Here is a 22372-nt window from a genome sequence, read left to right as displayed (position 1 = left end):
TGAGCGAGAGGGGGAGGGGCAGGCCAGGCAGGACACGCCGCAAGTACGTCCCTGTAGGCTCGGCCACGGCATCCATGCCGTGGACGGTCCTGCCCGGCCTGCCCCTCCACCTCTCCGACAATTTCCTGCTGGCGCGGCCGGACCGCCCGAAAGCGGGGTCAAAAGCTTGGGTTCATGGCTTCGGAAGAGCCGCGCGACTTCGCGACTGCTGTGGTGGGTGCGGACCGTTGGTCCGCACAGCTTTGGCTGCTGCTCCTGCCTTCAAAGAGCCAACCCACCGCGCCCGCGGGGTGATGGGGGGGAAGCGGGGGCCGGGCGGGGCAGGACCGTCCGCGGCATGGATGCCGCGGCCGAGCCCCCAAGGGTGAGGGCGCTTTGCTTGCGAGGCATGCCTCGCAAGCGCCCGAACGCACAGCCGCCAGCGGCTGGGCCGGACCCCGGAGGGGGGTTTACGGCGTGTCCTGCCCCGTCCGGCCCCCGCTGCCCCACCCGACACCAGGCAGGCGCAACGCTTTCCTCAACACATCCACCCATTCAGAAAAACCCATTGATAGGAATGAAATTAGTAGTATCCTATCTATCTCTTATGGACCGACCCCTCGACGAGCGCACCGTGCTGCAGATGCAGCTCAGCTCCGGCCTGCTTTATGCAGGGCGGCAGTGGCAGCGCCTGGCCGACAGCCGGCTCGGCAGCTATGGCATCTCCACCGCCTGCACCATGCCGTTGCTGATGATCGGCCGCTCCGGCGGCGGCATCCGCCAGGTGGCGCTGGCCCAGCAGCTGGGCATGGAGGGTCCTTCCCTGGTACGCCTGCTGGACAAGCTGTGTGCCAGTGGCCTGGTCCGCCGCGAGAGCGACGCCAGCGACCGCCGCGCCAACCTGTTGTGGCTGACCGACGAGGGCCATGCGCTGGTCAGCGAGCTGGAAGATCAGTTGATCGGCCTGCGCCAGGACGTGTTCGGCGAGCTTTCCATGGATGAACTGCACGCCGTGCTGAAGGCATGGCGCCTGCTGGCCGAGGCCGCCGACCGCATCACGTAAGAGCGCTGCCCCCGAACACCGCCGCTGCCGTGCACACGCCAGCGGCTTTTGCCCGTTGCTGTTGTTTCGTTGTCCCTCCCTCCCCCACCTCGTCCCCGCCCCTACCGATGCCCGGTGAATTCAGTCTCCACGGAGTGTTCGTCCCGACCCTGCTTGGGTTGATGGTGTTGGCCTATCTGGTCAACAGCGGCCTGCACGTGCTGCTGCAGCGTGCCGGCGCCTACCGCCATGTATGGCACCCGGCGCTGTTCAACCTGGCGCTGTACGGGATCGTGCTTGGCCTGCTGTTCCACCTCCTGCGTTGGATGCAATCGTGAACAAGATCGTGAAGAAGACCCTGCCGGTGCTGCTCACCAGCGCAGCCGTGATCGTCGCCCTGCTGGTGCTGCGCCAGCTGTGGGTCTACTACATGGATGAACCCTGGACCCGCGACGCCCACGTCGGCGCCGACGTGGTGCAGGTGGCGCCGGACGTGTCCGGGCTGGTGGAAACGGTGAACGTGGCCGACAACCAGGCGGTGAAGAAGGGCGACCTGCTGTTCGTCGTCGATCGCGCCCGCTACCGCATCGCGCTGGAGCAGGCCAAGGCCAGCCTGGCCGAGCGCCAGGCCTCGGTGGCACAGCTGCGCCGCGAGATCGGCCGCGACCGCAGCCTGCAGGACCTGGTCGCCGCCGAGGATGCCGAAGTGCGCCGCGCCAAGCTGCAGGCCGCACAGGCGGCGCTGGCCACCGCACAGGCGGCGGTCGACCTGGCCGAGCTCAACCTGGGCCGCACCGAGGTGCGCGCGCCGGCCGATGGCCGCGTCAACGACCGCACGATGCGCGTGGGCGACTACGTGGTGGCCGGCAAGCCAGTGCTGGCGCTGCTGGATACCGGCTCGTTCCGCATTGATGGCTATTTCGAGGAAACCCGACTGCGCGGCGTGGCGCCGGGGCAGCGCGTGGACATCCGCCTGATGGGCGAATCGGCACCGCTGCACGGCCATGTCGAGAGCATTGCCGCCGGTATCGAGGACCGCTACCGCAGCAACGGCAGCACCCTGCTGCCGAACGTGACCCCGGCCTTCGACTGGGTGCGGCTGGCGCAGCGCATCCCGGTGCGCATCGCCATCGACGAAGTGCCCAAGGGCGTTGAGTTGATTGCCGGCCGTACCGCCACGGTGACCGTGGACACCGGCCGCCATCCGCACAACGACAAGGCCGGCACTTCGCCGACACAGGCGGGCCTGTGAACGCCGCCCTGCCCCGTCTCGGCCTGATCGTCGCACTGGCCAGCCTGGCCGCGTGCAGAACCGTCGGCCCGGACTATGCACTGCCGGAAGGCTCGGCGTTCAAGCGCCCGGAGGCCAATGCGGCCTTCATCGATACGCAGAACCCGCAGGTGGCTGCCAACCAGGCGCTGCCCGACCGCTGGTGGTCGCTGTACAACGACCCGGTGCTGGACGGGCTGATCACCCAGGCACTGCGTGACAACGTGGAACTGAAGGCCGCCGATGCGCACCTGCGCCGCGCCGCCGCCGTGTACGAACAGGCGCTGGACGCGGGCGGATTCGAGTACGAGGCCGAGGCCGGCGTCAGCCGCGCGCAGCTGTCGGCCGAATCGTTCCTGCAGGAGCACGAGCTGCCGGTGATCAACCTGGCCGATGGCAAGTTCGCGGTCAGCTACCAGTTCGACCTGTTCGGCAAGCTCAAGCGCGGCGCCGAGGCAGCGCGTGCCGACGAGCAGTCCGTCGCTGCGGCGCGCGACCTGGCCCAGGTCAGCGTGGTCGCACAGGTGGCCGACAGCTACCTGGAAATCTGCCACGCCAACCACGAGCTGCACGTGGCCGAGCATTCGCTGCAGCTGCAGCAGCGCAGCCGCAGCGTCATCGAGCGCCTGATCGCGGCCGGCCGCGGCACGCCGCCGGAACTGGCCCGCGCCAATGCGCAGGTGGCACTGCTGGAGGCGGCACTGCCGCCGCTGCGCGCGCAGCGTTCGGCCGCGGCCTATTCGCTGGCCGCACTGCTGGGCCAGACCCCAGGCCAGTTGCCGGCCGGCGTGATCGACTGCGCGCACGCGCCCAGCCTGGCGCAGCCGCTGCCGGTCGGTGATGGCCGTGCGCTGCTGCAGCGCCGCCCGGACGTGCGCCAGGCCGAACGCAAGCTGGCCTCGGCCACCGCGCGGATTGGCGTGGCCACCGCCGAGCTGTATCCGGACATCCGTCTGGGTGCCTCGGTGGGTGCCGCCGGCCTGCTGGAAGACTTCGGCACGCCGATGACCCAGCAGTGGTCGATCGGCCCGCTGATCTCGTGGACACTGCCCTCCTCGGGCACGCATGCCCGCATCCACGCCGCCGAAGCCGGTGCCGACGCGGCCCTGGCCGAGTTCGACCACACCGTGCTGCAGGCACTGCGCGAGACCCAGACTGCGCTGGACCGCTATGCGCAGGACCTGCGCCGACTGCAGTCGCTGCGCGTGGCGCAGGAGCAGGCCGCGCTGGCCGCCGAGCAGAACCGCCGGCTGTACCAGGGCGGCCGCACACCCTACCTGTCCAGCCTGGATGCCGACCGCAGCCTGGCCACCAGCGACGCCACCCTGGCCGCCGCCGAAGCACAGGTCTCGCGCGACCAGATCCACCTGTTCCTGGTGCTGGGTGGCGGCTGGCAGGCATCGGTTGCCCCGGCTGTGCCGTCCACCGCACAGGCCTCGGCGAAGTAAGCCATGAACGCGCTGACCGATCGCCAGGCCTGGCTGTTCTCGATCAAGACCTACCTGGCCGCGGTGGCCGCGCTGTACATCGCCATGGCCGGCAACCTGTCGCGCCCGTACTGGGCGATGGGCACGGTGTACATCGTCAGCCAGCCGCTGCTGGGCCCGACCCGCGCCAAGGGCGTGTACCGGATCGTCGGCACACTGGTGGCCGGGCTGGCCACGCTGCTGGCACTGCCGGCGCTGGTGGAAACCCCGCTGGTGCTGAGTGCGGCAATGTCGATCTGGCTGGCCGGTTGCCTGTTCATGGCCCTGCTCAACCGCGGCCCTCGCGGCTACGCGTTCCTGTTGGCCGGCTACACCACCGCCTTCATCGGCTTCCCGGCAGTCACCTCGCCGGAGACCATCTTCGACACCGTGGTGGCGCGCAGCGAGGAGATCATCCTCGGCACGGTGGTGGCCGTGCTGTTTGCCTCGCTGCTGTTCCCGGCGTCGGTACGCCCGATGCTGCGCGCCCGCATCGGCAACTGGATGGAGGACGCCGCGCAGTGGTGCCGGCAGATCCTTGAGCGTGGCCGCGCACACGCGCCGCGCAACCGGTTGGCCGCCGATCTGGTGCAGTTCGAGGCGCTGATCGAATTCCTGCGCCGCGATGATCCACGCCATGCAGGGTCGGCGGTGTCGATGGAGCGCCTGCGCGAGCGCATGCTGCTGCTGTTGCCGGTGTTGTCGTCAATCGCCGATCGCCTGAGTGCGCTGCGCAGCGATGGCCAGGCCCTGCCGGATGGGCTGCCGGCGCTGGTCGACGACATCCGCGATTGGCTGGATCGCCCGACCAACGCCAGCGAGTACGCCCGCCTGCGCGCGCGCATCAGTGCGCTGAAGCCGCAGGTGGACCGCGACCTGAAGCACCTGCAGCTGGCCAGCCTGCTGCTGCGCCTGGAGGAACTGGTGGACCTGTGGCAGGACTGCCGCACCCTGCAGCACGCGATCGACCACGGCACCGCGCCGTTGGATCGCGCGCACTACCGCATCCGCACCGAACGGGTGGCCGCCGACAAGCATGTCGACTACGGCATGGCGCTGTTCTCCGCGCTCAGTGCCGGCGTGGCGCTGATGAGTTACTGCGTGCTGTGGATCGCGCTGGGTTGGGAAGGCGGCGGCAACGGCGCGATGATGGCGGCGGTGACGGCCGCATTTTTTGCCGCACAGGACGATCCGGCTCCCAGCATGGTGCAGTTCCTGGTGTGGGCGATGGTCGCCTCGGTAGTGGCGGGCGTGTACCTGTTCGGCGTGTTCCCAGCCGTGCACGACTTCGGCCTGCTGGCACTGGTGCTGGCGGTGGCCTTCCTGCCACTGGGACTGCTGCTGCATCATCCGAAGAGTGCGCTGTTCGCGCTGCCGCTGACAGTCAATCTGGCCGCGCTGCTGAGCCTGCAGAACACCTACAGCGCCAACATCCAGACCTTCCTCAACTCGTCGATCGCGATGTTCATCGGCATTAGCTTTGCAGTGGTGATGACCCGCCTGTTCCGTTCGGTAGGTGCCGAGTGGACCGCGCGCCGGCTGGTGCGGCAGGGCTGGACCACGCTGGCCGAAGCCGCCGAAGGACGTGGCCAGCAGGATCGGCAGCGCTTCGCCGCACGCATGCTCGACCTGCTGGGCCTGCTCGCACCGCGCCTGGCAGCGACGCCGGAGGGCAGCGACATCGCCTCGGTGGACATGCTCAACGAGGCGCGCATCGGCCTGAACATCTTGCAGCTGCGTCGTGCACGGCTGGAACTGCCCGAGCGCAGCCGCGAAGCCGTCGAGCACATCCTGGAAGAGATCGCTGGGCACTACCGGCGGCAGATCGCGGCGCGCAAGCCGATTGCTGCAGACCAGGCGCTGCGCGAGCGGCTGGATACGTCGCTGGGCCGGGTCGGCAGCGTGGCCGCCTGCAAGGCCCGCGACGAAGCGCTGATGGGCCTGATCGGCCTGCGCTTCGCGCTGTTCCCAGAGGCCAAGGCGCTGGCGCCGGGCTTGGCGATGAGTGCAGCCGAACAGCTCTAGCGGGATACCCTGTGCGTCCACAGACCCCGTTGCCGGGGTCGGATCCTTCGCCGCGGGCGAAGGCGCTGACCCCTGCTCTGCACAGGAAGATCCAATGAGTTACGACATGATGGTGTTCGAGGCCAGCACCGCGCCACGCGAGGCGGCGGCTTTCATCGCCTGGTTCGAAAAGCAGACGCAGTGGAACGAGCGCCACGAGTATGACGACCCGGCCGTCAGCAGCCCGGCGCTGCAAGCGTGGTTTGCGGAGATGGCGCAGGAATTCCCGCCGTTGAACGGACCACTGAGCAACGACGATGACGACCGCGCCGAGGTGACCGAGTACAGCATCGGCCGGCAGGTGATCTACGGCGCGTTCGCCTACTCGGTGGCCGAGCGCGCGCACGGGCGGGTGCAGGATCTGGCCGAGAAGCACGGCGTGGGCTTCTTCGACGTGAGTGCGGATGAAGCGGCGATCGTGTTTCCGGATGGGTTGGTGCTGATCGCGTAGATCCACGCCATGCGTGGATGACCACCAGAACGATCGAAGCGCGCTTTTGTAGAGTCGAGCCACGCTCGGCTTCGTGGTCCATCAGCCGAGCATGGCCCGGCTCTACAGGCAGCGCATCACGCCCGCGTCAGAACAACGTGCCCTGCACCGTGGGCTGTTCGATGCGCGCTGGTTGTTCGGCCACATCTTCGGCACCCAACCGCCAGGCCAGGCCGCCCAAGCGGCTGGCGTGCCGCTTCAGTGCGGCCTGCAGCACGTCGGCGCTGCCGGCCACATGCAGTACCTGGCGGGCGCGGGTCAGGCCGGTGTAGACCAGTTCGCGTGACAGCACGCGGCTGTCCTGGCGTGGCAGCTGCAACCACACTTCATCGAACTCCGAGCCCTGTGCCTTGTGCACGGTCATCGCAAAGGCGCTTTCGTGCGCGGGCAGTGCTGCGGGGTGGAAGGCGCGTGGTTGGTCGACGCTGTCGCCGGGGAACCAGGCCACCATCGCGCCGCTGCCATCGCGCAGGCAGATGCCGATATCACCATTGAACAGGCGGTGCCGGTAGCTGTTCTCGGTGACCAGCAGCAAGCGGCCCTGGAAGTAGCCCGGGGTGTTGCCGGCCAGCAGCTGTTCGATGCGGCTGTTGAGCCCACGCGCACCTTGCGGGCCTTCGCGCAGCGCGGTCAGCACGCGCAGGCGACCGGCCTGCTGCAGGGCACGTACCGGATCCGCGGCCTCGGCCAGTGCACGCCAGTGGCCCAGCAGGTGCTCGCGCTGACCGCGCAATGGATCGGCTTCGCCTTCGTGGAAGTGCACGCCGGCCAGTTCACCACTGCGCAGCAGCTGCAGCGCGGTGCCGCTGTCGCCTTCACGCACGGCATGCGCCAGCGGTGCCAGGTCCAGCGCATCACTCTGCCGGTAGCCGCGTTGCAGCTGTACGCGACGGCCGGCGAAGGCGCGTGGTGCGGCCTGCGGCTGCAAGGTGGCCGGTGCCAGCAGGCCATGCAGCGCCAGCGCATCGTCGGCGCGGGTGCCGATGCCATCGCCGCTGGCGCGCAGGATCGCGCTGAGCACATCACCGGCTTCGACCGACGGCAACTGATCGGGATCGCCGAGCAGGATCAGGCGGGTGCCGCTGGCAATTGCATCGACCAGCTTGGCCATCATCGGCAGATCGATCATCGACGCTTCGTCGACCACCACCACGTCCACCGCCAGCGGATTGTCGGCGTGGTGGCGGAAGCGTGGTGAGTCGGGAATCACGCCGAGCAGTCGATGCAGGGTGGTGCCGCTGCTGGGCAGTGCCGCGCACAGTGTCGGATCCAGTCCCTGTTCCTGCAAGCGTTGCACGGCCATGCGCAGGCTCTCGGCCATCCGCTCGGCGGCGCGACCGGTGGGCGCGGCCAGCGCCACCTCGGGCAGCGGCTGGCCGGCGTGCCGGGCCTGCGCGGCCAGCAGCAGCAACAGGCGTGCGATGGTGGTGGTCTTGCCTGTGCCGGGGCCGCCGGTGACCAGCGCCAGCGGATGGCGCAGCGTCACGCCGGCTGCGCGTGCCTGGTGATCTTCGCCGCACGATGCGTGCGGGAACAGCTGCGCGAACAACGGCGCCAACGCTGCCATGTCCGGCGCCGGCAGCGGATGCCGGCCGATGCGCTGCAGACCGGTGGCCAACTGGCGCTCGTACTCGCGGTAGCGGCGCAGGTACAGCAGCCCGTTCTCCAGCACCAAGGGGGCATCCCCGGCGATGGCGTCAGCCTGCTCCGGTGTGGCCACCCAGGGCGATGCGCGCAGCTGCGCCAGCCAGGCCTGCGCGGCGGGCCACTCGGGCACGCCTTCCAGCAACCGCTGCGGTTGTGCCGGATCGAACGCGGCGTGGCCCTGCGACACCGCCAGCGAAGCCAGCGCCGCCGCCAGTGCCACATTGTCGGGCGTGTCGTCGCGCAACCGCTGCAGGCTGGTCGCCAATGCGTGGTCGAGGGTGCGCAGCAGGCCCTTCTGGTGCAGTTCCTTCAGCAGGCTCATGCGCTGGCTCCTCGGGCACGCGCGGCGAGCTGGGCCTGGGCCTGCTCGCCGCCGGCGAACAGCGCGTCGAGTGCATCCACCAGCGCGAACGGGAAACGATCCACGTGCACGCCATTGCCCTTGCCATCCAGGCCGCGGCAGAACAGGTAACGGATGCCGCCCATGTCGCGCTCGTAGTCGTAGGCGGCGCCCAGGCGGAAGCGCAGCCAGCGATGCAGGGCCACGGTGTAGATCAGCGCCTGCAGATCGTATTCGCTGTGGCGCATGGCAATGGCCAGCAGGTCCGGGCTGTAGCCGGGCAGGCGGTTGGACTTGTAGTCGAGCACGTACCACCGGCCATCACGCACGTAGGTCAGGTCGATCATGCCGGTCATCAGCCCCTCCAGGCGGCGGCGCTGGCCGAAACCGCGGCGGCCACTGGAAACACCGTGCGCATGCAGCACCTGCAGCAGCGCCGGCACCGTGGTCGCCTCGATGGCGAAATGGAAGTCGATTTCGGCGCGGCGCTCGCCTTCACCGAGGCTGTACAGCGCACCGCCTTCGGGCAGCGGTACGGTCAGCGTGTGGCCCACCAGCGGCACCAGCACCGCTACGCCATCGTCCAGATCGACGTCGGCATAGCCCTCATCGTGCAGCGCCTTGCGCAGCACCTCGACCTGGCCCTCGGGAGCTTCCCGGCCTGGTTGCCAGTCAGCCCATGCGGCGAAGTCGACGTTTTCCATTGCCTCGTGCAGCACGTTGCCGAAGCGGCTGCCCATGAAACGCGGGTCGAGCGGCGCGCTGTCCTCGGCCTCCGCGGCGGCTTCCGGCAGTGCCGGTTCCAGCGGCAGCTCCGGGCCGGTGGGTTCGTCGGCTGCCGGCGCCGGCAGCGCGGTGGCAGCGGCTTCGATGTCACTGCCCGCGCCGGCATCGGCGTGGGCCAGCTGGGTGAAGCTGTACACCCACCAGTCGTGCGGAACGCGCCGGGTCAGTGCACGCACCGCCGGAAGATCCCCTTCCACTTCGGCCGCCAGCTGCGGCAGCGCAGCCGGTACCTCACTGTCATCGATGCGCACATCGGCATGCGCGCGCAGCGCCTGCAGGTCACCCAGCAGCGGTGCCAGCCGCGTCCTGCCGAGCCCGGCCAGATCACCCACGGCGATCCACAGCGCGTGCTCGGCGCGGGTCAGGCCGACATACAGCAGGCGCGCATCCTCGGCACGCTGCTCGCGCTCGCGCTGCGCAGTGGCCGCTTCCCAGGCCTCGTCCTTGCCCAGCTTCCAGTGCAGCTGGCGCTGGCCGCCCACATGCACCGTGCAGTGCGAGGCGGTGTTGGGCGCACCGCCGTCGATGCCCACGAAGGGCAGGAACACCAGCGGGTACTCCAGGCCCTTGCTCTTGTGCAGGGTGATGATCTGCACGCGGCGCGCATCCGATTCCAGGCGCAGCAGCTGCTGCTCGTCATCCTGGTCGGCGCTGGCCATCTGGCCCTGCAGCCAGTCCAGCAGGCCGTGCATGCCCAGCGCCTGCGCCGAGGCTTCCTGCAGCAGTTCGCCCAGCTGCAGGTAGTTGGTCAGGCGGCGCTCGCCATCGATCAGCGCCAGCAGGCGTTCGCCCTGCGCGGCGCAGACGTCGGCGATCACCGCGAACGGGCCGCCGCGCTGCCAGCGCTCGCGCCAATGCAGAAGCTGCGCCTGGAACCCGCGTTGCAGGTCGCCCTCGTGCTCCATCGCCGCGATCGCACTGGCGCGCTGGCCGAGCAGCACCGTCGCCAGCGCCGCGCGCAGGCGGCCCTCGTCAGCCGGCTGCAGCAGCGCCAGCAGCAGTGCACGCAGATCACGCGCTTCGCTGGTGGCGAACAGGCTCTGCTTGCCCGCTGCCACGGCAGGAATGCCGACCACGGCCAGCGCGCGCTGCACCAGTGTGGCCTCGCGATGCGAACGCACCAGCACCGCGATGTCGCCCGGCTGTACCGGGCGCCCACGCAGCACCGCATTGCCGACGCGCGCCGCGACCAGGATCTGGTGGATCGCCGCCACACAGGCCTGGGCGGCTGCTTCGCGCGAGGCATCGGCACTCATCGCCTTGTCACCGCCACTGCGCAGCACGCGCAGAGTGAGTGCCGGGGCGGCATGGCCGTCGCGCTGGTAGTCCGCATCGCTGCGCACGCCACCGGGCCGCACCGGCTCGAACTGGATGCCACGCTCGAGGAAGGCGTCTTCGCCACCGTTGTCGTACAGCGCCTGCAGCGCGCGCAGCACGGCCGGTCGCGAGCGGAAGTTCTGGTCAAGCACCGGCGCCTGTTGCGCCGCCCGCTTGGCCTTCAGGTAAGTGTGGATATCACCGCCGCGGAAACCGTAGATCGCCTGCTTGGGATCGCCGATCAGGAACAGCGCCGGTGCCAGGCCGAGCTCGCGCACTTCCGGTGAATCGCCGAACACGGTGTGGAAAATGCCCCACTGACGGTCGTCGGTATCCTGGAACTCATCGACCAACGCGATGCGGTACTGCGCGCGCAGCTGCTTGACCAATGCCAGCCGCTGCGGGCCTTCCAGGGCCAGTGCCACGCCATCGATCAGATCGTCGTAGGTCTGCACCCGGCGGGTGCGCTTCAGCGCCTGCAGGCGCTGTCTGGCTTCAGCGCGAAGCACGTGCAGGAAGTTCAACGCGGTGGCACGGAGCCAGGCATCGCGTTCGGCCAGAAGCGCGACATAGCGGGCCAACGGCGCCTGCAATGGCGACGATGGCGTGCGCTCGGCGAATTTCTTGTTGGTCTTGGCTGCCAGCGCCTCCGGCAGCAGTGCCGGCAGGCGCTCGCTGGTCAGCAGCTCGCGCGGGTCGGCGCGTTCGGCCCAGCCCAGCAGTTGCCGGCCCAGCGGGTGCAGCCAGCCCAGCTTGTACGACACGCCGTTGATCCATTTGTTGTCGACCGCATCGCAGAGGTCGATGAAGAACTGCTCGCCATGCTCGCGCACGCTTGCGGACAGCTCTTCGGCAACACTCTGCAGGGCGGCCTGCGGATCGGGCAGCGCCACCGCCTGTGGCAACGGGTGCAGCGGCGGCGCGGCCAGCAACGCGCGCAGATCGGCGACCAGTGCGTCCGGGGTGGACCACAGCCAGGTCAGCGGTTCCAGCGTGGCCGGGTCATTGGCATATACCCGCCACAGGTCTGCCGCGAGCGCTTCCAGCAACTCACGGTCGCTGGCCAGCAGCTCCGGCGGATCAAAGGTGTGGCCGCTCTCCAGCGCATGCTCGCGCAGCACGCGGGTGCAGAAGCCATGGATGGTGAAGACGGACGCAAGGTCGATCTCATCGGCGGCGACCTGCAGGCGGCGCTTCAGTGCAGCGGCGCGCTCGGTACCTCCCTGCAGATGGCGCTGCAGCACCTCGCGGGTCAGCCGCACGTCCGGTGCTTCGCCTTCGACCGGTTCCAGATCGACCAGTCGCGCCGCCAGCGCCAGGCGCTCGCGGATGCGCTTGCGCAGTTCCTGGGTAGCCGCATCGGTGAAGGTCACCGCCAGGATCTGGCCGATGCGCAGGCCCTGCTCTACCACCAGGCGGGTAAACAGCGTGGCCAGGGTGAAGGTCTTGCCGGTACCGGCGCTGGCTTCGATCAGGCGGATGCCATCCAGCGGCAGGGCCAGATAGGGATCGACCGCCATGCACTGGGCTCGCTCATCGATGAAGGCGGGGCTCATGCGCTGCCCTCCTGGCGCGTTTCGGCGCCGAGGGTGCGGCCTTCGCGCACCGCGCTGAAGACCACCTGGCTGTTGCGCAGCAGGTCGGCATAACTGGCATCGGAGGCGAACGGGTCGGCACCCCGCAGCAGCAGCTGCCAGGCGTCGCTGCTGGATTCACCCCAGCTGCGGTCGCTGCCGTGCCACTGCTTCCAACCCTCGCTGCGCTGTTTTTCTGCCGGCGCGTTGTACAGCACCCAGCCGGTATACGGGGCAAAGCGCAGCGGCTCACGCAGGCCGCGCTGGCGCAACTGCAGCAGCGCGCGCAGCGCCGCGCGTGCAGCAGGCGCGCTCAGTGCCGGCAGTACATGCGGGCCGGGACCGGCGTCGCCGCCATCGTGGAACTGCACAAGGGGCAGTGCGTCGCCGGCGGCGTTGGCCAGCAGCCAGTCCAGGCCCTGGCGGATCACTGCATTGCCATTGAGCGTGCCGGCGCGCAGCCGCACCAGGCCTTCGGGATGCCGATCGGCCACGCGGCCGTGCAGGCGCACGCCATCGATGTCCACTTCGTAGCGACGGCTTTCCAGCGGCTCGCCCTGCATCCAGCCCAGCAACGCACTGGCATACGGGCGGGTCTTCAACTGCTCCACCTCGAACTGGCGCTGGCCCAATGGACCGGACGGCAGCAGGCCACGCGCGCGCAGCCGCGGGTACAACGGTTCGGTATCGCCACTGAGCGTGGCGCGCACCACCGCCGCCTGCACGCTGCGCTTTTCCGGGCCGCGCGATGACAGCACCAGCGGTTCCAGGTCATCAACTTCCCCGGCATCGTCGGCCAGGCGCAGGCCCATCGACTGTGCGAGGAACTGCCCGGCCGGGTCGCACAGGAAGCGGCGCAGGGTGTCGAGCGCGAGCTCGTCTTCCACCGCATCGTCGAACGGCGGCGGCAGCGGGGCATCGAACCACGGCTGCAGGCCCCCACGCTGGCCGGTGAGGCGGCCGGCAGCGGGATGCCATTGCCGCCGATAGCTGAAGCGGCGTGGATCGCCATCTCCGAACGCCGCCGGTGAGAACGGCTGCAGTGCATGGCGCACGGTAAAGTCGCGGACCGCCGCAGGCGGATCGAGGTGATACGCGGCGGCGGCATCGATCAGTTCACTGACCAGCACCGACGGCTCACGCACGCTGCCATCGCGTGGATCGGCGCCGAGGTAGCTGAGGTAGAACACCTCCTGCGCGGCGGCGAACAGCTGCAGGAACAGGAAGCGGTCGTCTTCGCGGGTGGAGCGATCGCCCGGGCGGCGGCGTGGCGTGTCCAGCTCGGCGGTGAGCTGGTTGAGGCCCGCGGCCGGGTCACGACGCGGGAAATCGCCATCATTGAGACCGAGCACGCAGATCACCCGGAACGGCAGCAGGCGCATCGGCACCATGCGGCCGAAACTGATGCCACCGGTCAGCAGCGGCGCGCGCGTATCGGCCTCACCCAGTACACCGGCGAAGTGCGAACGCACCACCTCAGGCGGCACGCCGTCTTCGAACCCGGCCTTGGCGGCATCGTCGGCGAACTGATTCAGCAGCTTGCGCAGGCGCTCGAGGGCACGCTGGCTGTTGGGCGAGCTGGGCGCGGTCGGCAGCAGCGCGTCCAGCAGCGACAGCAGCCGTTGCCGCCACTGCGCCGGGGTCAGCAGCTCGCCGAGGCGACGCTGGTAGACCGCCAGCACGCGCAGCAGCCGCAGCAGCCGGTCCAGTGCTTCCAGCGCGCCGCCTTCCAGCTCGATCCACGGCGCCACGCCGGCCAGGTCCGCCTCGCTGCCGGTGGCGTGACCGAGCACCAGGCGGTCCAGTGCGAACTGCCAGGTGTAGGCGTCGTCGGCCGGCGCCTGGTGCTGGTTGCGGTGCTTCGCATCCAGGCCCCAGCGTGCGCCGGCCTGCTGCAGCCAGCCATGCAGGCGATCGAAGTCCACCGCCTCCAGCCCGGCCGCTTCGGCCAGCGGCGCGCTGGCGAGCAGGTCCAGCACCTCGTTCAGGCCGAAACGCGAGACCGGCAGGCCCAGCAGGTGCACGAACACATCGGCCAGCGGCTCTCCTGCCAGTGGGCTGCTGTCGGCCAGCGCGTAGGGAATATGCTCGTCCTCCCCCCCGCGGCCGCCGAACACCGCCTCCAGGTACGGCACATAGGGATCGATGTCCGGCGCCAGCACCGCAATCTCGCGCGCCTGCAGCGGTGGGTCGAAGCGCGGGTCCTGCAGCAGGCTTCTCAGCTGGTCGTGCAGCACCTGCAGCTCGCGCAGCCGGGTGTGGCAGGCATGCACCTGCAGGCTGGGGTCGTCGCTGCGCAGCCCATCGCGCAGCTCGCCCGAGGGCAGTGCGCGGCGGTGGAACAGATCGCGCTGCAGGCGATGCAGCAGGCTGTCGGACAGGCCGCCTTCGTCCAGGGTCGGCCGGGTGTCTTCCTCCGGATCCGAATACGCGGCAATCTCGCCGGCCGGGTGCACCACCTCGTAGCTGCCCAGCACCGCCATGAAGTCGCGGCCGGCCGCACCCCAGGCTTCCAGCAGGCGGTTCTCACCAGCCGCTTCACCGAAGGGATCGGGTGCGCCGCTGCGCAGGCGCTCGGCCAGCGTCTGCAGGTCACCCCAGTACGACTGCACCGGAGTGGGCATATAGAAGTGCAGCTCGCCCACCCGCGCCTGGGTGGCCATCACCCGCAGCACGTCGGGCGAGATGTTGAGCGTCGCGAACGCGGACATGCGCGGCGGCAGGCCTTGCGGCAGCGGCTGGCCGGCGCCCTCGAAGCGATCCAGGTACGCTTGGATGCGGCGCGCGCGGTAGTCGCGGCCATGGGCGATGGTGCGCCAGAGGATCGCCTGCGGGTCGGCCTGGTCGGCGCCGGCCTCCCAGCGCAGCAACCAGTCGCGGCGCCAGGCCTGGTACTTCTCGAACACCGACGCCAGTTCACCGGCCAGTGCCCACGGCTTCAGGGCGTCGCCGCCGGCAAGATAGGACTGCAGCGCGCGCATCGGTGGCTGCGCCAGCAGCGCCGGGTCGCGCAGTGCCTGGTACAGCTTCCAGTGCAGGCCCGCCGCGTCCAGGTCGTCGCGTTCGCCCGGCACATTGGCATTGAGTGCACGGGCAACGAACTCGCCCGGGGTCAGGAACTCGAGGTTGGCGGCCACGCCATACTCGGCAGCGAGTGTCGCTTGCAGCCAACGCCGCATCGCCACCTGCGGGATCAGCACCACCTCCGGCGCGAGCAACGGCTGGCCCGGAACCGGCTCACGCACGTTGCGCGCCAGCAGCGCAGCCAGCACGTCCAGGGAGTTGGAATGGTAGAGGCGGAAATCGCTGCCCGGGTCACTCATCATGTCATGCACAGTGTGCAGCACGGCAGGCAGTATTCAATGGCCCGCCCATCGCCGGTACGGATTGTTCCGCGCTGCCGGCCGATTGTCCCGGCCTGGCAAGGGTCATGCCGTGCCACAATACTGGACCGTCCAGTCTGCTTATGTTCAGCCGATGGGCCCGATCCTTCGATGTCTAAAAAACGTTAATGGTGCCCATGTCGGCTTCCACCTCCAGTCTGGTGCAGTTATCCAACGTCCGCATCGACCGGAGCGGGCGCACGATCCTGCGCGACGTGTCGCTGCAGGTGCCCAAGGGCAGCATCACGGCCGTGCTGGGCCCGTCCGGCAGTGGCAAGTCGACCCTGCTGGCGGCACTGACCGGCGAACTGCGTCCGGTCGCCGGCGAGGTCACCCTGTTCGGCAAGCCGATCCCGCATGACAGCGGCGCGCTGCTGGAAATGCGCAAGAGCGTGGGTGTTCTGCTGCAGGGCAACGGGCTGCTGACCGATCTGACCGTCGCCGAAAACGTCGCGCTGCCGCTGCGCACGCATACCCGCCTGCCGTCCGCCGTGCTGCGCCGGCTTGTGCAAATGAAGCTGCATGCCGTGGGCCTGCTGGCCGCTGCCGATGCCTGGCCGCGCGAACTGTCCGGCGGCATGGCGCGCCGCGTCGCGCTGGCCCGCGCGCTGGCACTGGATCCGCCACTGATGATCTACGACGAGCCGCTGACCGGGCTGGACCCGATCGCCTCCGGCGTGATCATGAGCCTGATCCAGCGCCTCAACCACAGCCTGGGCCTGACCAGCATCATTGTCAGCCACCACGTGCACGAGACCCTGCCGATCTGCGACCAGGTGATCGCCATCGCCAATGGCGGCATCGTGTTCCAGGGCACGCCCGAGGCGCTGCAGTCCAGCCAGGACCCGTTGCTGCGGCAGTTCCTGCACGGCCAGCCCGATGGCCCCATTCCGTTCGATGCCGCGCCGCGCGCGAGGGTCGCCTGATGCCGTTCGTCCAAGCCACCCGCTCGCTGGGTCGCGCCGGCCTGTTCTCGCTGACCGTGCTGCGTGGTTCGCTGCCGACCCGTGATTTCCTGGCCGAGCTGACCCGCGAGATCTACAAGATCGGCGCGCGCTCGCTGCCGATCATCGCCGTCGGTGGTGCCTTCGTCGGCCTGGTACTGACCCTGCAGGGCTACCGCACGCTGACCACCTTCGGAGCGGCCGACGCGCTGTCGACCCTGCTCGGCCTGTCGCTGTACCGGGAACTGGCGCCGGTGCTGACCGCGCTGCTGTTCATCGGCCGCGCCGGCAGCTCGATCGCCGCCGAACTGGGCCTGATGCGCGCCACCGACCAGATCAAGGCACTGGAGCTGATGGCGATCGACCCGGTGGCCAAAGCCGTCGCGCCGCGCTTCTGGGCGGCGGTGCTGACCGTGCCACTGCTGACCGGCATCTTCTGCTCGCTGGCGATCAGCGCCAGCTACTTCGAAGCGGTGCATGTGCTGGGCCTGGACAATGGCGTGTTCTGGTCGGCACTGCGCAACAGCGTCGATTTCTGGGATGACTTCGGCGTGGCGATGCTGAAGTCGGCGATCTTCGGCGGCACCGCAGCGCTGGTCGCCGCCTATGTTGGTTTCCACGCCGAGCCGACCATCGAGGGCACCTCGGTGGCGACCACCCGTGCGGTGGTCAATGCCTCGCTGCTGGTGCTGATGTTCAACTTCGTGCTGTCGGCAATGTTGTTCACCTAACCCCTCCACCGGCGGTGCGCAGGCGCGCGCGGCCACCACGACTCGATCAGGTAATCCACATGGCCATCCGCGGTCCCAGACTCGAATTCTCCGTCGGCGCATTCCTGCTGCTGGCCCTGGCCTCGCTGATGGTGCTGGCCGTGGCCTCGACCAACCAGCGCTGGAGCTGGGGCAGCCAGGGCTACGAGCTGAAGGCGCGCTTCTCCCAGGTCGGCCAGCTGCGCAAGCAGGCGCCGGTGAAGATCAGCGGCGTCACCGTCGGCCAGGTCGCCTCGATCGACCTGGATCCGGTGAAGTTCGAATCCATCGTGACCCTGCGCATGGACAGCAAGGTCAAGGACCTGCCGGCGGACACCTCGGCGGGCATCTTCACCAGTGGTTTGCTCGGCGAGAGCTATATCGGTCTGCAGCCGGGCGGCGACCCGGACGTGCTGAAGGCCGGTGACGAGATCGTCTTCACCCAGCCGGCGGTGGACCTGATCCAGCTGGTCGGCAAGTACATGTTCAGTGGCGGCGCCGGTGGCGGCGCTGCCCAGAAGCCCAACGATGGCGCGCAGGCGCCTGCAACGGAACCGCAACCATGAAAATGAAACTGATCCCCGCCCTGCTCGCCTCGGCGCTGCTGATGGCCACCCCGTTCCTTGCCCAGGCCCAGGCGGTCGCCCCCGCCGCTGCCGCAGCGCAGGGCCAGGCCGGCAAGGTGGTGATCGATGCCAGCACGCGCATCCTCACCACCCTGCAGCAGCGCCGGAGCGAGTTCAGCAGCAATCCGGCCAGCCTGCGCAGCTACATCGACAGCGAACTGAACCGCACCTTCGACCGCGACTATGCGGCACGCCTGGTGCTGGGCACGCACGCCCGCGGCGCCTCGGATGCCGACATCAAGCTGTTCGCCGATGCCATGGCCGACAGCCTGATGCAGCGCTACGGTTCGACCCTGCTCAACATCCAGGGCAAGCCGAGCTTCCGTCTGAAGGGTGAGAGCCCGCTGCCGGGCAACCGCGGCGTGCGAGTGACCACCGAACTGGTGCGCGCCGGCAGCGAACCGACCCCGGTCGAGTACTGGATGCGCAACGTGAACGGCCAGTGGAAGATCTTCGACGTCAACATCGAAGGCATCTCCTACGTGCAGACCTTCCGCAACCAGTTCGATACTCCGCTGCGCCAGAAGGGCATCAAGCAGGTGGCCAGCGAGCTGCACAGCGGCAGCATGCAGGCCGGGCCGGCGGGCAATGGCAAGTAACGCACTGGCGCTGCTGGAAGGCGACACCCTGCGCCTGCGCGGGGTGCTCGACCGTGCCGCGGTGATCGCGCTGTGGCCGCAGCTGCAGGCCCTGCCGGCCAAGCTGGCACGGCTGGAGCTGGGCGAGGTCGAGCGCGTGGACAGCGCCGGCCTGGCCCTGCTGGCCGAACTGGCCTCCCGGGCACGCAAGGCGGGCCATGCGCTGGCCATTTCCGGCGCGCCGGCCGGCTTCAACGAGCTGAGCGCGGCCTACCGGCTGTCGCCCGACCTGGACTTCAACGCTACTTCTGCTGCGAGCTGACATGAACGTCGTACGCACTTTCCCCCTGATCCTCCTGGCCACCGCCCTGACCGCCTGTGCCGGCAAGCCCGCGCGCAGCGATGCACCGGTCGCCAGCACCGTGGTCGCGCCCGGCCCTGCTGCCGAAGCGCCGGCCGCAACGGCCGATACCGGCGTGGTCGGTACTGCTCCGGTCGCTGCCGTGGCCAACCCGGCGACGCCTGCCGCTGCGGCGCCGACAGCTGCGCCGCAGGGCGCAGAGGCCAGCCCACCGACGACCGCAGCATCCTCCGCCGCCAGCGACGATGATTTCGACGCCCTGTACGGTGGTACCGGCGACACCGGCAGTGCGGCCGCCTATGACCCGTGGGAACCGTTCAACCGCAAGGTGCACAAGTTCAACAACGCGGTCGACCGTGGCATCGCCCGCCCGCTGGCCACGGCCTACACCCACGTGGTGCCACGCTTCGCGCGTACCGGCGTCAGCAACTTCTTCAGCAATCTGCGCGCACCGGTGACCATCACCAACCAGCTGCTGCAGGGCCGCGGTGCCGATGCGTGGGACAGCCTCGGCCGCTTCCTGATGAACAGCACGCTGGGCATCGGTGGCCTGTTCGATCCGGCCAGCAAGGCGATGGTGCCGCGTCGCAATGAAGATTTCGGCCAGACCCTGGGTGCCTGGGGCTGGCGTCGTTCGCGCTACGTGGAACTGCCGTTCTTCGGCCCGCGTACCGTGCGCGATGTGTTCGGCCTGGCCGGTGACATCCCGTTGTCGCCGATCCGCCGCATCGAGGAAGACAAGGTCCGCATCGGCCTGCAGGGCCTGCAGCTGGTCGACACCCGCGCACAGCTGCTGGCGATCGATGATCTGCGCGACACCGCCGTGGACGAGTACTCGCTGGTGCGCGATGCGTGGATGCAGCGCCGCAACTACCAGATCGAGAACGACCTGCGCAGCAAGCGCGACCGCGGCCATGACGATGCCAATTCGCCGATCCCCGTGGATGCGATGCCGATGCCGAACTGGAGCAACTGATCGCTGCAACCCGTGCATGAAAAAACCCCGCCTCGGCGGGGTTTTCTTTTCCGGCAGGTGCCAACCCGGATTGGCACGCTTTGCTCAGGCCACCAGCGCGGCCTCGATGGCGTCGCGCAGGCGCACGTCATCGGCCGCCACGTCCGGGGCAAAGCGTGCAATCACCTTGCCATCACGGCCGACCAGGAACTTCTCGAAGTTCCACAGCACCGCCGGTGCCGGATGGATCGGGATCTCCTTGCTGGCCAGGCGCTCGCGCAGCGGGCCTTCGCCGATCGACTGCGGCTGGGCGGCGGTCAGCTGCTGGTACAGCGGGTGGGTGTCATCACCGGCGACACTGATCTTGGAGAACATCGGGAAACTGACGTCGTAGGTGAGCTGGCAGAACTGCTGGATCTCCGCCTCGCTGCCCGGCTCCTGGCCAAGGAAGTTGTTGGCGGGGAAGCCCAGCACTTCCAGGCCCTGCGCATGCTTTTCCGCATACAGCGCCTGCAGGCCTTCGTACTGCGGGGTCAGGCCGCACTTGGAGGCGACGTTGACCAGCAGCAGCACCTTGCCCTGGTAGTCGGCAAGCGAGGACGGCTGGCCGTCGATGGTGGTGAGGGGAATGTCCTGGATCGGGGTGCTCACGCGGGGCTCCGGCTACGGCGGGAATGGCCCACCAGCATAGCGCCGCGCGCGCTGTTGTAGAGCCGAACCCATGCTCGGCTGATGCCATGGCAGCCGAGCATGGGCTCGGCTCTACAGGACATCCTCAATCCACGCAGATCGTACCCTGCGCCTTGCCGTCATCGATACGCTGGCGGCAACCGAAGTTCTGGCTGGCATCACGCTGGCAGGTACCGGACGCCACATCACCGGCCAGTGCCTCGCCTGCGGCCAGGCACTGGCCCGTGCAGTCGCTTTTGCGGCTGCAGGCCTTGCCGGCGTCGGCATAGGGAATCACGCATTGCTCGCGCTGCAGCCGGCCGAGCCGCTGCAGGGTGCCACCGGCGGCCTGGCAGTCGACGTCGCGTGCTTCGCGGTAGGCCTCGACCGCTTCGGGGGTGCTGGAGGCGGCCTGCGTGGTCGTGCCCACGGTCGTTGGCGCGCTGCCGCAGGCGGCGAGCAGCGCGGTCAGGACAAGGCTGGTGAAGCGGGGCAGGCGCATGGCGGTACCTGGTCGAAGCGGACAGGCCGCCAGCATACCCATCGGCGATGCAGGCGGCGTGTCAGCGTGGCTCAGGCCTCGTCGCCCTCGCCGTCACTGCCTTCCTCCTCGGCCACCGCATCACCCTCGGCCAGGTCGCCGAGCAGCGACTGCGCCTGTTCGGACGCCAGCGACTCCACGCCACGCAGGCGGCGTTCGATGGTGCGGGTCTTGCGGCTGGCCTCGCCGATGCTGCGGCCAACGGTAGTGATCTGCTTCTCGGCCTTTTCCAGGATGCCGGCGAACTTCCCGAACTCGCTCTTGACCGCACCCAGCAGGCTCCACACTTCGCTGGATCGCTTTTCAATGGCCAGCGTGCGAAAGCCCATCTGCAGGCTGTTGAGCAACGCAGTGACCGTGGTCGGTCCGGCCACCACCACACGGTGCTCGCGCTGCAGCAGGTCAACCAGGCCCGGGCGCCGGATCACCTCGGCATACAGGCCTTCGGTGGGCAGGAACATCACCGCGAAGTCCGTGGTGTGCGGTGGCACGATGTACTTGTCGCAGATCGACTTGGCCTGCACGCGCACCGCGCGCTCCAGCTGGATGCCCTGCAGGCGCACGCCTTCGGCATCGCCCTGTTCCTGTGCGTCCAGCAGGCGCTCGTAGTCCTCGCGCGGGAACTTGGAGTCGATCGGCAGCCACACCGGCGTGTCGTCGCTACTGCGGCCCGGCAGGCGCACGGCGATATCGACCATCTCGCCACTATCCGGGCGCACCTTCACCGCACGCGCGTACTGCTCCTGGGTGAGCGTCTGCTCGAGGATGTTCTCCAGCTGTACTTCACCCCAGCTGCCACGGTTCTTGACGTTGGTCAGCACGCGCTTGAGGTCGCCCACGCCGGTGGCCAGCTGCTGCATCTCGCCGAGGCCACGCTGCACCTGTTCCAGGCGCTCGGAGACGAGCTTGAAGGAATTGCCCAATCGCGTTTCCAGCGTCGACTGCAGCTTCTCGTCCACGGTGTGGCGCATCTGCTCCAGCTTCTGCGCGTTGTCGTTCTGCAGCGCGCGCAGCTGTTCCTCCAGCGTGGCACGCATCTCGGCGATGCGCTGCTCGTTGCGCTGTGTCAGTTCCTGCAGGCGCAGGCCCAGACTGTCGGTCAGGCGCTGCTGCGACAGCGCGCCCTCCTCGCGGCCCTTGCGTGCATCGTCCACCAGGGTCTGGCGCAGCGCCCCGAGCTGGGTATCGGTGCGCGCAGTGAGCTCCTGCAGCTGCTGGCCAAACGCATGGATGCGTGCCTCCTGCTGCTGGCCGAAGGTCTCCAGTTGGCCGCGCAGTTCCTGCAGCCGCTGCCCCATCAATGCTGCGCCGCGCTGCTGGCTATCGGCCACTTCAGCGCGCGCTTTGCGGGCATCTTCGCCCAGCGCTTCGCGCAGCAGGTCCAGGCGCTGATCGGTGCGGGTGGACAGATCGGTCAACGCGCGGGCGAAGCCATCGAGCTGTTCGCGCAGTTCGCTGCGCCCGGCGCGCGCTTCCTCGCGCACGGCCTGTTCCAGGCGGTCATGCGGCGGGCGGCGCAGCAGGGCGACCAGCTGCAGGATGAGCACGGCCAATAGAAGGCCGGCAATGAGCAGGTATTCGGTTTGCATGG

18 protein-coding genes are annotated in these 22372 nt (G+C 68.9%); 12 read left to right on the top strand and 6 right to left on the bottom strand.

Annotation, left to right across the window (positions count from 1 at the left end):
- Window positions 1-586 precede the first annotated feature (586 nt).
- From AC5P8U_RS13505 to AC5P8U_RS13480, 6 genes are all read left to right on the top strand, one after another.
- On the top strand, window positions 587-1042 hold the full coding sequence (locus AC5P8U_RS13505) for a MarR family winged helix-turn-helix transcriptional regulator (RefSeq protein ID WP_005421298.1): 456 nt from the start codon (window positions 587-589) through the stop codon (window positions 1040-1042).
- 107 nt (window positions 1043-1149) lie between these two features.
- Window positions 1150-1359, top strand: a complete 210-nt coding sequence (locus AC5P8U_RS13500) for a DUF1656 domain-containing protein (RefSeq protein WP_072168750.1) — start codon at window positions 1150-1152, stop codon at window positions 1357-1359.
- A complete protein-coding gene (locus AC5P8U_RS13495) occupies window positions 1356-2273 on the top strand; it encodes an efflux RND transporter periplasmic adaptor subunit (RefSeq protein ID WP_072168751.1) in 918 nt (305 codons plus the stop codon). Before AC5P8U_RS13500 ends, AC5P8U_RS13495 begins: the two co-directional genes overlap by 4 nt.
- On the top strand, window positions 2270-3739 hold the full coding sequence (locus AC5P8U_RS13490) for an efflux transporter outer membrane subunit (RefSeq protein WP_353762617.1): 1470 nt from the start codon (window positions 2270-2272) through the stop codon (window positions 3737-3739). Before AC5P8U_RS13495 ends, AC5P8U_RS13490 begins: the two co-directional genes overlap by 4 nt.
- A 3-nt stretch (window positions 3740-3742) precedes the next feature.
- On the top strand, window positions 3743-5782 hold the full coding sequence (locus AC5P8U_RS13485; protein WP_088496520.1) for an FUSC family protein: 2040 nt from the start codon (window positions 3743-3745) through the stop codon (window positions 5780-5782).
- 94 nt (window positions 5783-5876) lie between these two features.
- Window positions 5877-6272, top strand: a complete 396-nt coding sequence (locus AC5P8U_RS13480; RefSeq protein ID WP_072168754.1) for a hypothetical protein — start codon at window positions 5877-5879, stop codon at window positions 6270-6272.
- Between the two features lie 127 nt (window positions 6273-6399).
- Here AC5P8U_RS13480 and recD read toward each other — a convergent pair whose 3' ends face one another.
- Genes recD through recC form a run of 3 tightly spaced genes read right to left on the bottom strand, consistent with a single transcriptional unit; the run spans window position 6400 to window position 15301 of the window.
- Complete coding sequence (gene recD, locus AC5P8U_RS13475) at window positions 6400-8280, bottom strand: exodeoxyribonuclease V subunit alpha (RefSeq protein ID WP_088496519.1); 1881 nt, start codon at window positions 8278-8280, stop codon at window positions 6400-6402.
- A complete protein-coding gene (gene recB, locus AC5P8U_RS13470; RefSeq protein WP_495214191.1) occupies window positions 8277-11957 on the bottom strand; it encodes an exodeoxyribonuclease V subunit beta in 3681 nt (1226 codons plus the stop codon). The genes recD and recB overlap by 4 nt, the downstream gene beginning before the upstream one ends.
- Window positions 11954-15301 carry an exodeoxyribonuclease V subunit gamma gene (gene recC, locus AC5P8U_RS13465; RefSeq protein ID WP_495214199.1) on the bottom strand — a complete coding sequence of 1116 codons (3348 nt, stop codon included), beginning with the start codon at window positions 15299-15301 and terminating at the stop codon, window positions 11954-11956. Before recC ends, recB begins: the two co-directional genes overlap by 4 nt.
- A gap of 194 nt (window positions 15302-15495) precedes the next feature.
- On the opposite strand from recC, the gene AC5P8U_RS13460 reads away from it, so the two are divergent.
- The 6 genes from AC5P8U_RS13460 to AC5P8U_RS13435 are packed head-to-tail and all read left to right on the top strand — an operon-like array spanning window position 15496 to window position 19592.
- Complete coding sequence (locus AC5P8U_RS13460; RefSeq protein WP_057500772.1) at window positions 15496-16284, top strand: ABC transporter ATP-binding protein; 789 nt, start codon at window positions 15496-15498, stop codon at window positions 16282-16284.
- Window positions 16284-17033: an MlaE family lipid ABC transporter permease subunit gene (locus tag AC5P8U_RS13455; protein WP_005414955.1), complete on the top strand. Its 750-nt coding sequence runs from the start codon at window positions 16284-16286 to the stop codon at window positions 17031-17033. Before AC5P8U_RS13460 ends, AC5P8U_RS13455 begins: the two co-directional genes overlap by 1 nt.
- Window positions 17034-17092: 59 nt before the next feature.
- Window positions 17093-17617, top strand: a complete 525-nt coding sequence (gene mlaD, locus AC5P8U_RS13450) for an outer membrane lipid asymmetry maintenance protein MlaD (protein ID WP_495214190.1) — start codon at window positions 17093-17095, stop codon at window positions 17615-17617.
- Window positions 17614-18276, top strand: a complete 663-nt coding sequence (locus tag AC5P8U_RS13445; RefSeq protein WP_334272090.1) for an MlaC/ttg2D family ABC transporter substrate-binding protein — start codon at window positions 17614-17616, stop codon at window positions 18274-18276. The genes mlaD and AC5P8U_RS13445 overlap by 4 nt, the downstream gene beginning before the upstream one ends.
- Complete coding sequence (locus AC5P8U_RS13440) at window positions 18266-18577, top strand: STAS domain-containing protein (protein ID WP_049417176.1); 312 nt, start codon at window positions 18266-18268, stop codon at window positions 18575-18577. Before AC5P8U_RS13445 ends, AC5P8U_RS13440 begins: the two co-directional genes overlap by 11 nt.
- A gap of 1 nt (window position 18578) precedes the next feature.
- Window positions 18579-19592, top strand: a complete 1014-nt coding sequence (locus tag AC5P8U_RS13435) for an MlaA family lipoprotein (protein ID WP_088496514.1) — start codon at window positions 18579-18581, stop codon at window positions 19590-19592.
- Between the two features lie 84 nt (window positions 19593-19676).
- Here AC5P8U_RS13435 and AC5P8U_RS13430 read toward each other — a convergent pair whose 3' ends face one another.
- The 3 genes from AC5P8U_RS13430 to AC5P8U_RS13420 form a co-directional block, all read right to left on the bottom strand.
- The gene (locus AC5P8U_RS13430) at window positions 19677-20222 is read right to left on the bottom strand and encodes a glutathione peroxidase (protein ID WP_072168758.1); all 546 of its coding nucleotides are present in this window, start codon (window positions 20220-20222) and stop codon (window positions 19677-19679) included.
- 124 nt (window positions 20223-20346) lie between these two features.
- Window positions 20347-20742, bottom strand: a complete 396-nt coding sequence (locus AC5P8U_RS13425; protein ID WP_072168759.1) for a hypothetical protein — start codon at window positions 20740-20742, stop codon at window positions 20347-20349.
- 71 nt (window positions 20743-20813) lie between these two features.
- Window positions 20814-22370 (bottom strand): DNA recombination protein RmuC, encoded by a 1557-nt coding sequence (locus tag AC5P8U_RS13420; RefSeq protein ID WP_072168760.1) that lies wholly within the window; start codon window positions 22368-22370, stop codon window positions 20814-20816.
- Window positions 22371-22372 lie beyond the last annotated feature (2 nt).

It is taken from the genome of Stenotrophomonas sp. YJH_SMC_81, from assembly GCF_059370875.1.
This window is presented reverse-complemented; position numbering and strand designations above follow the sequence as displayed.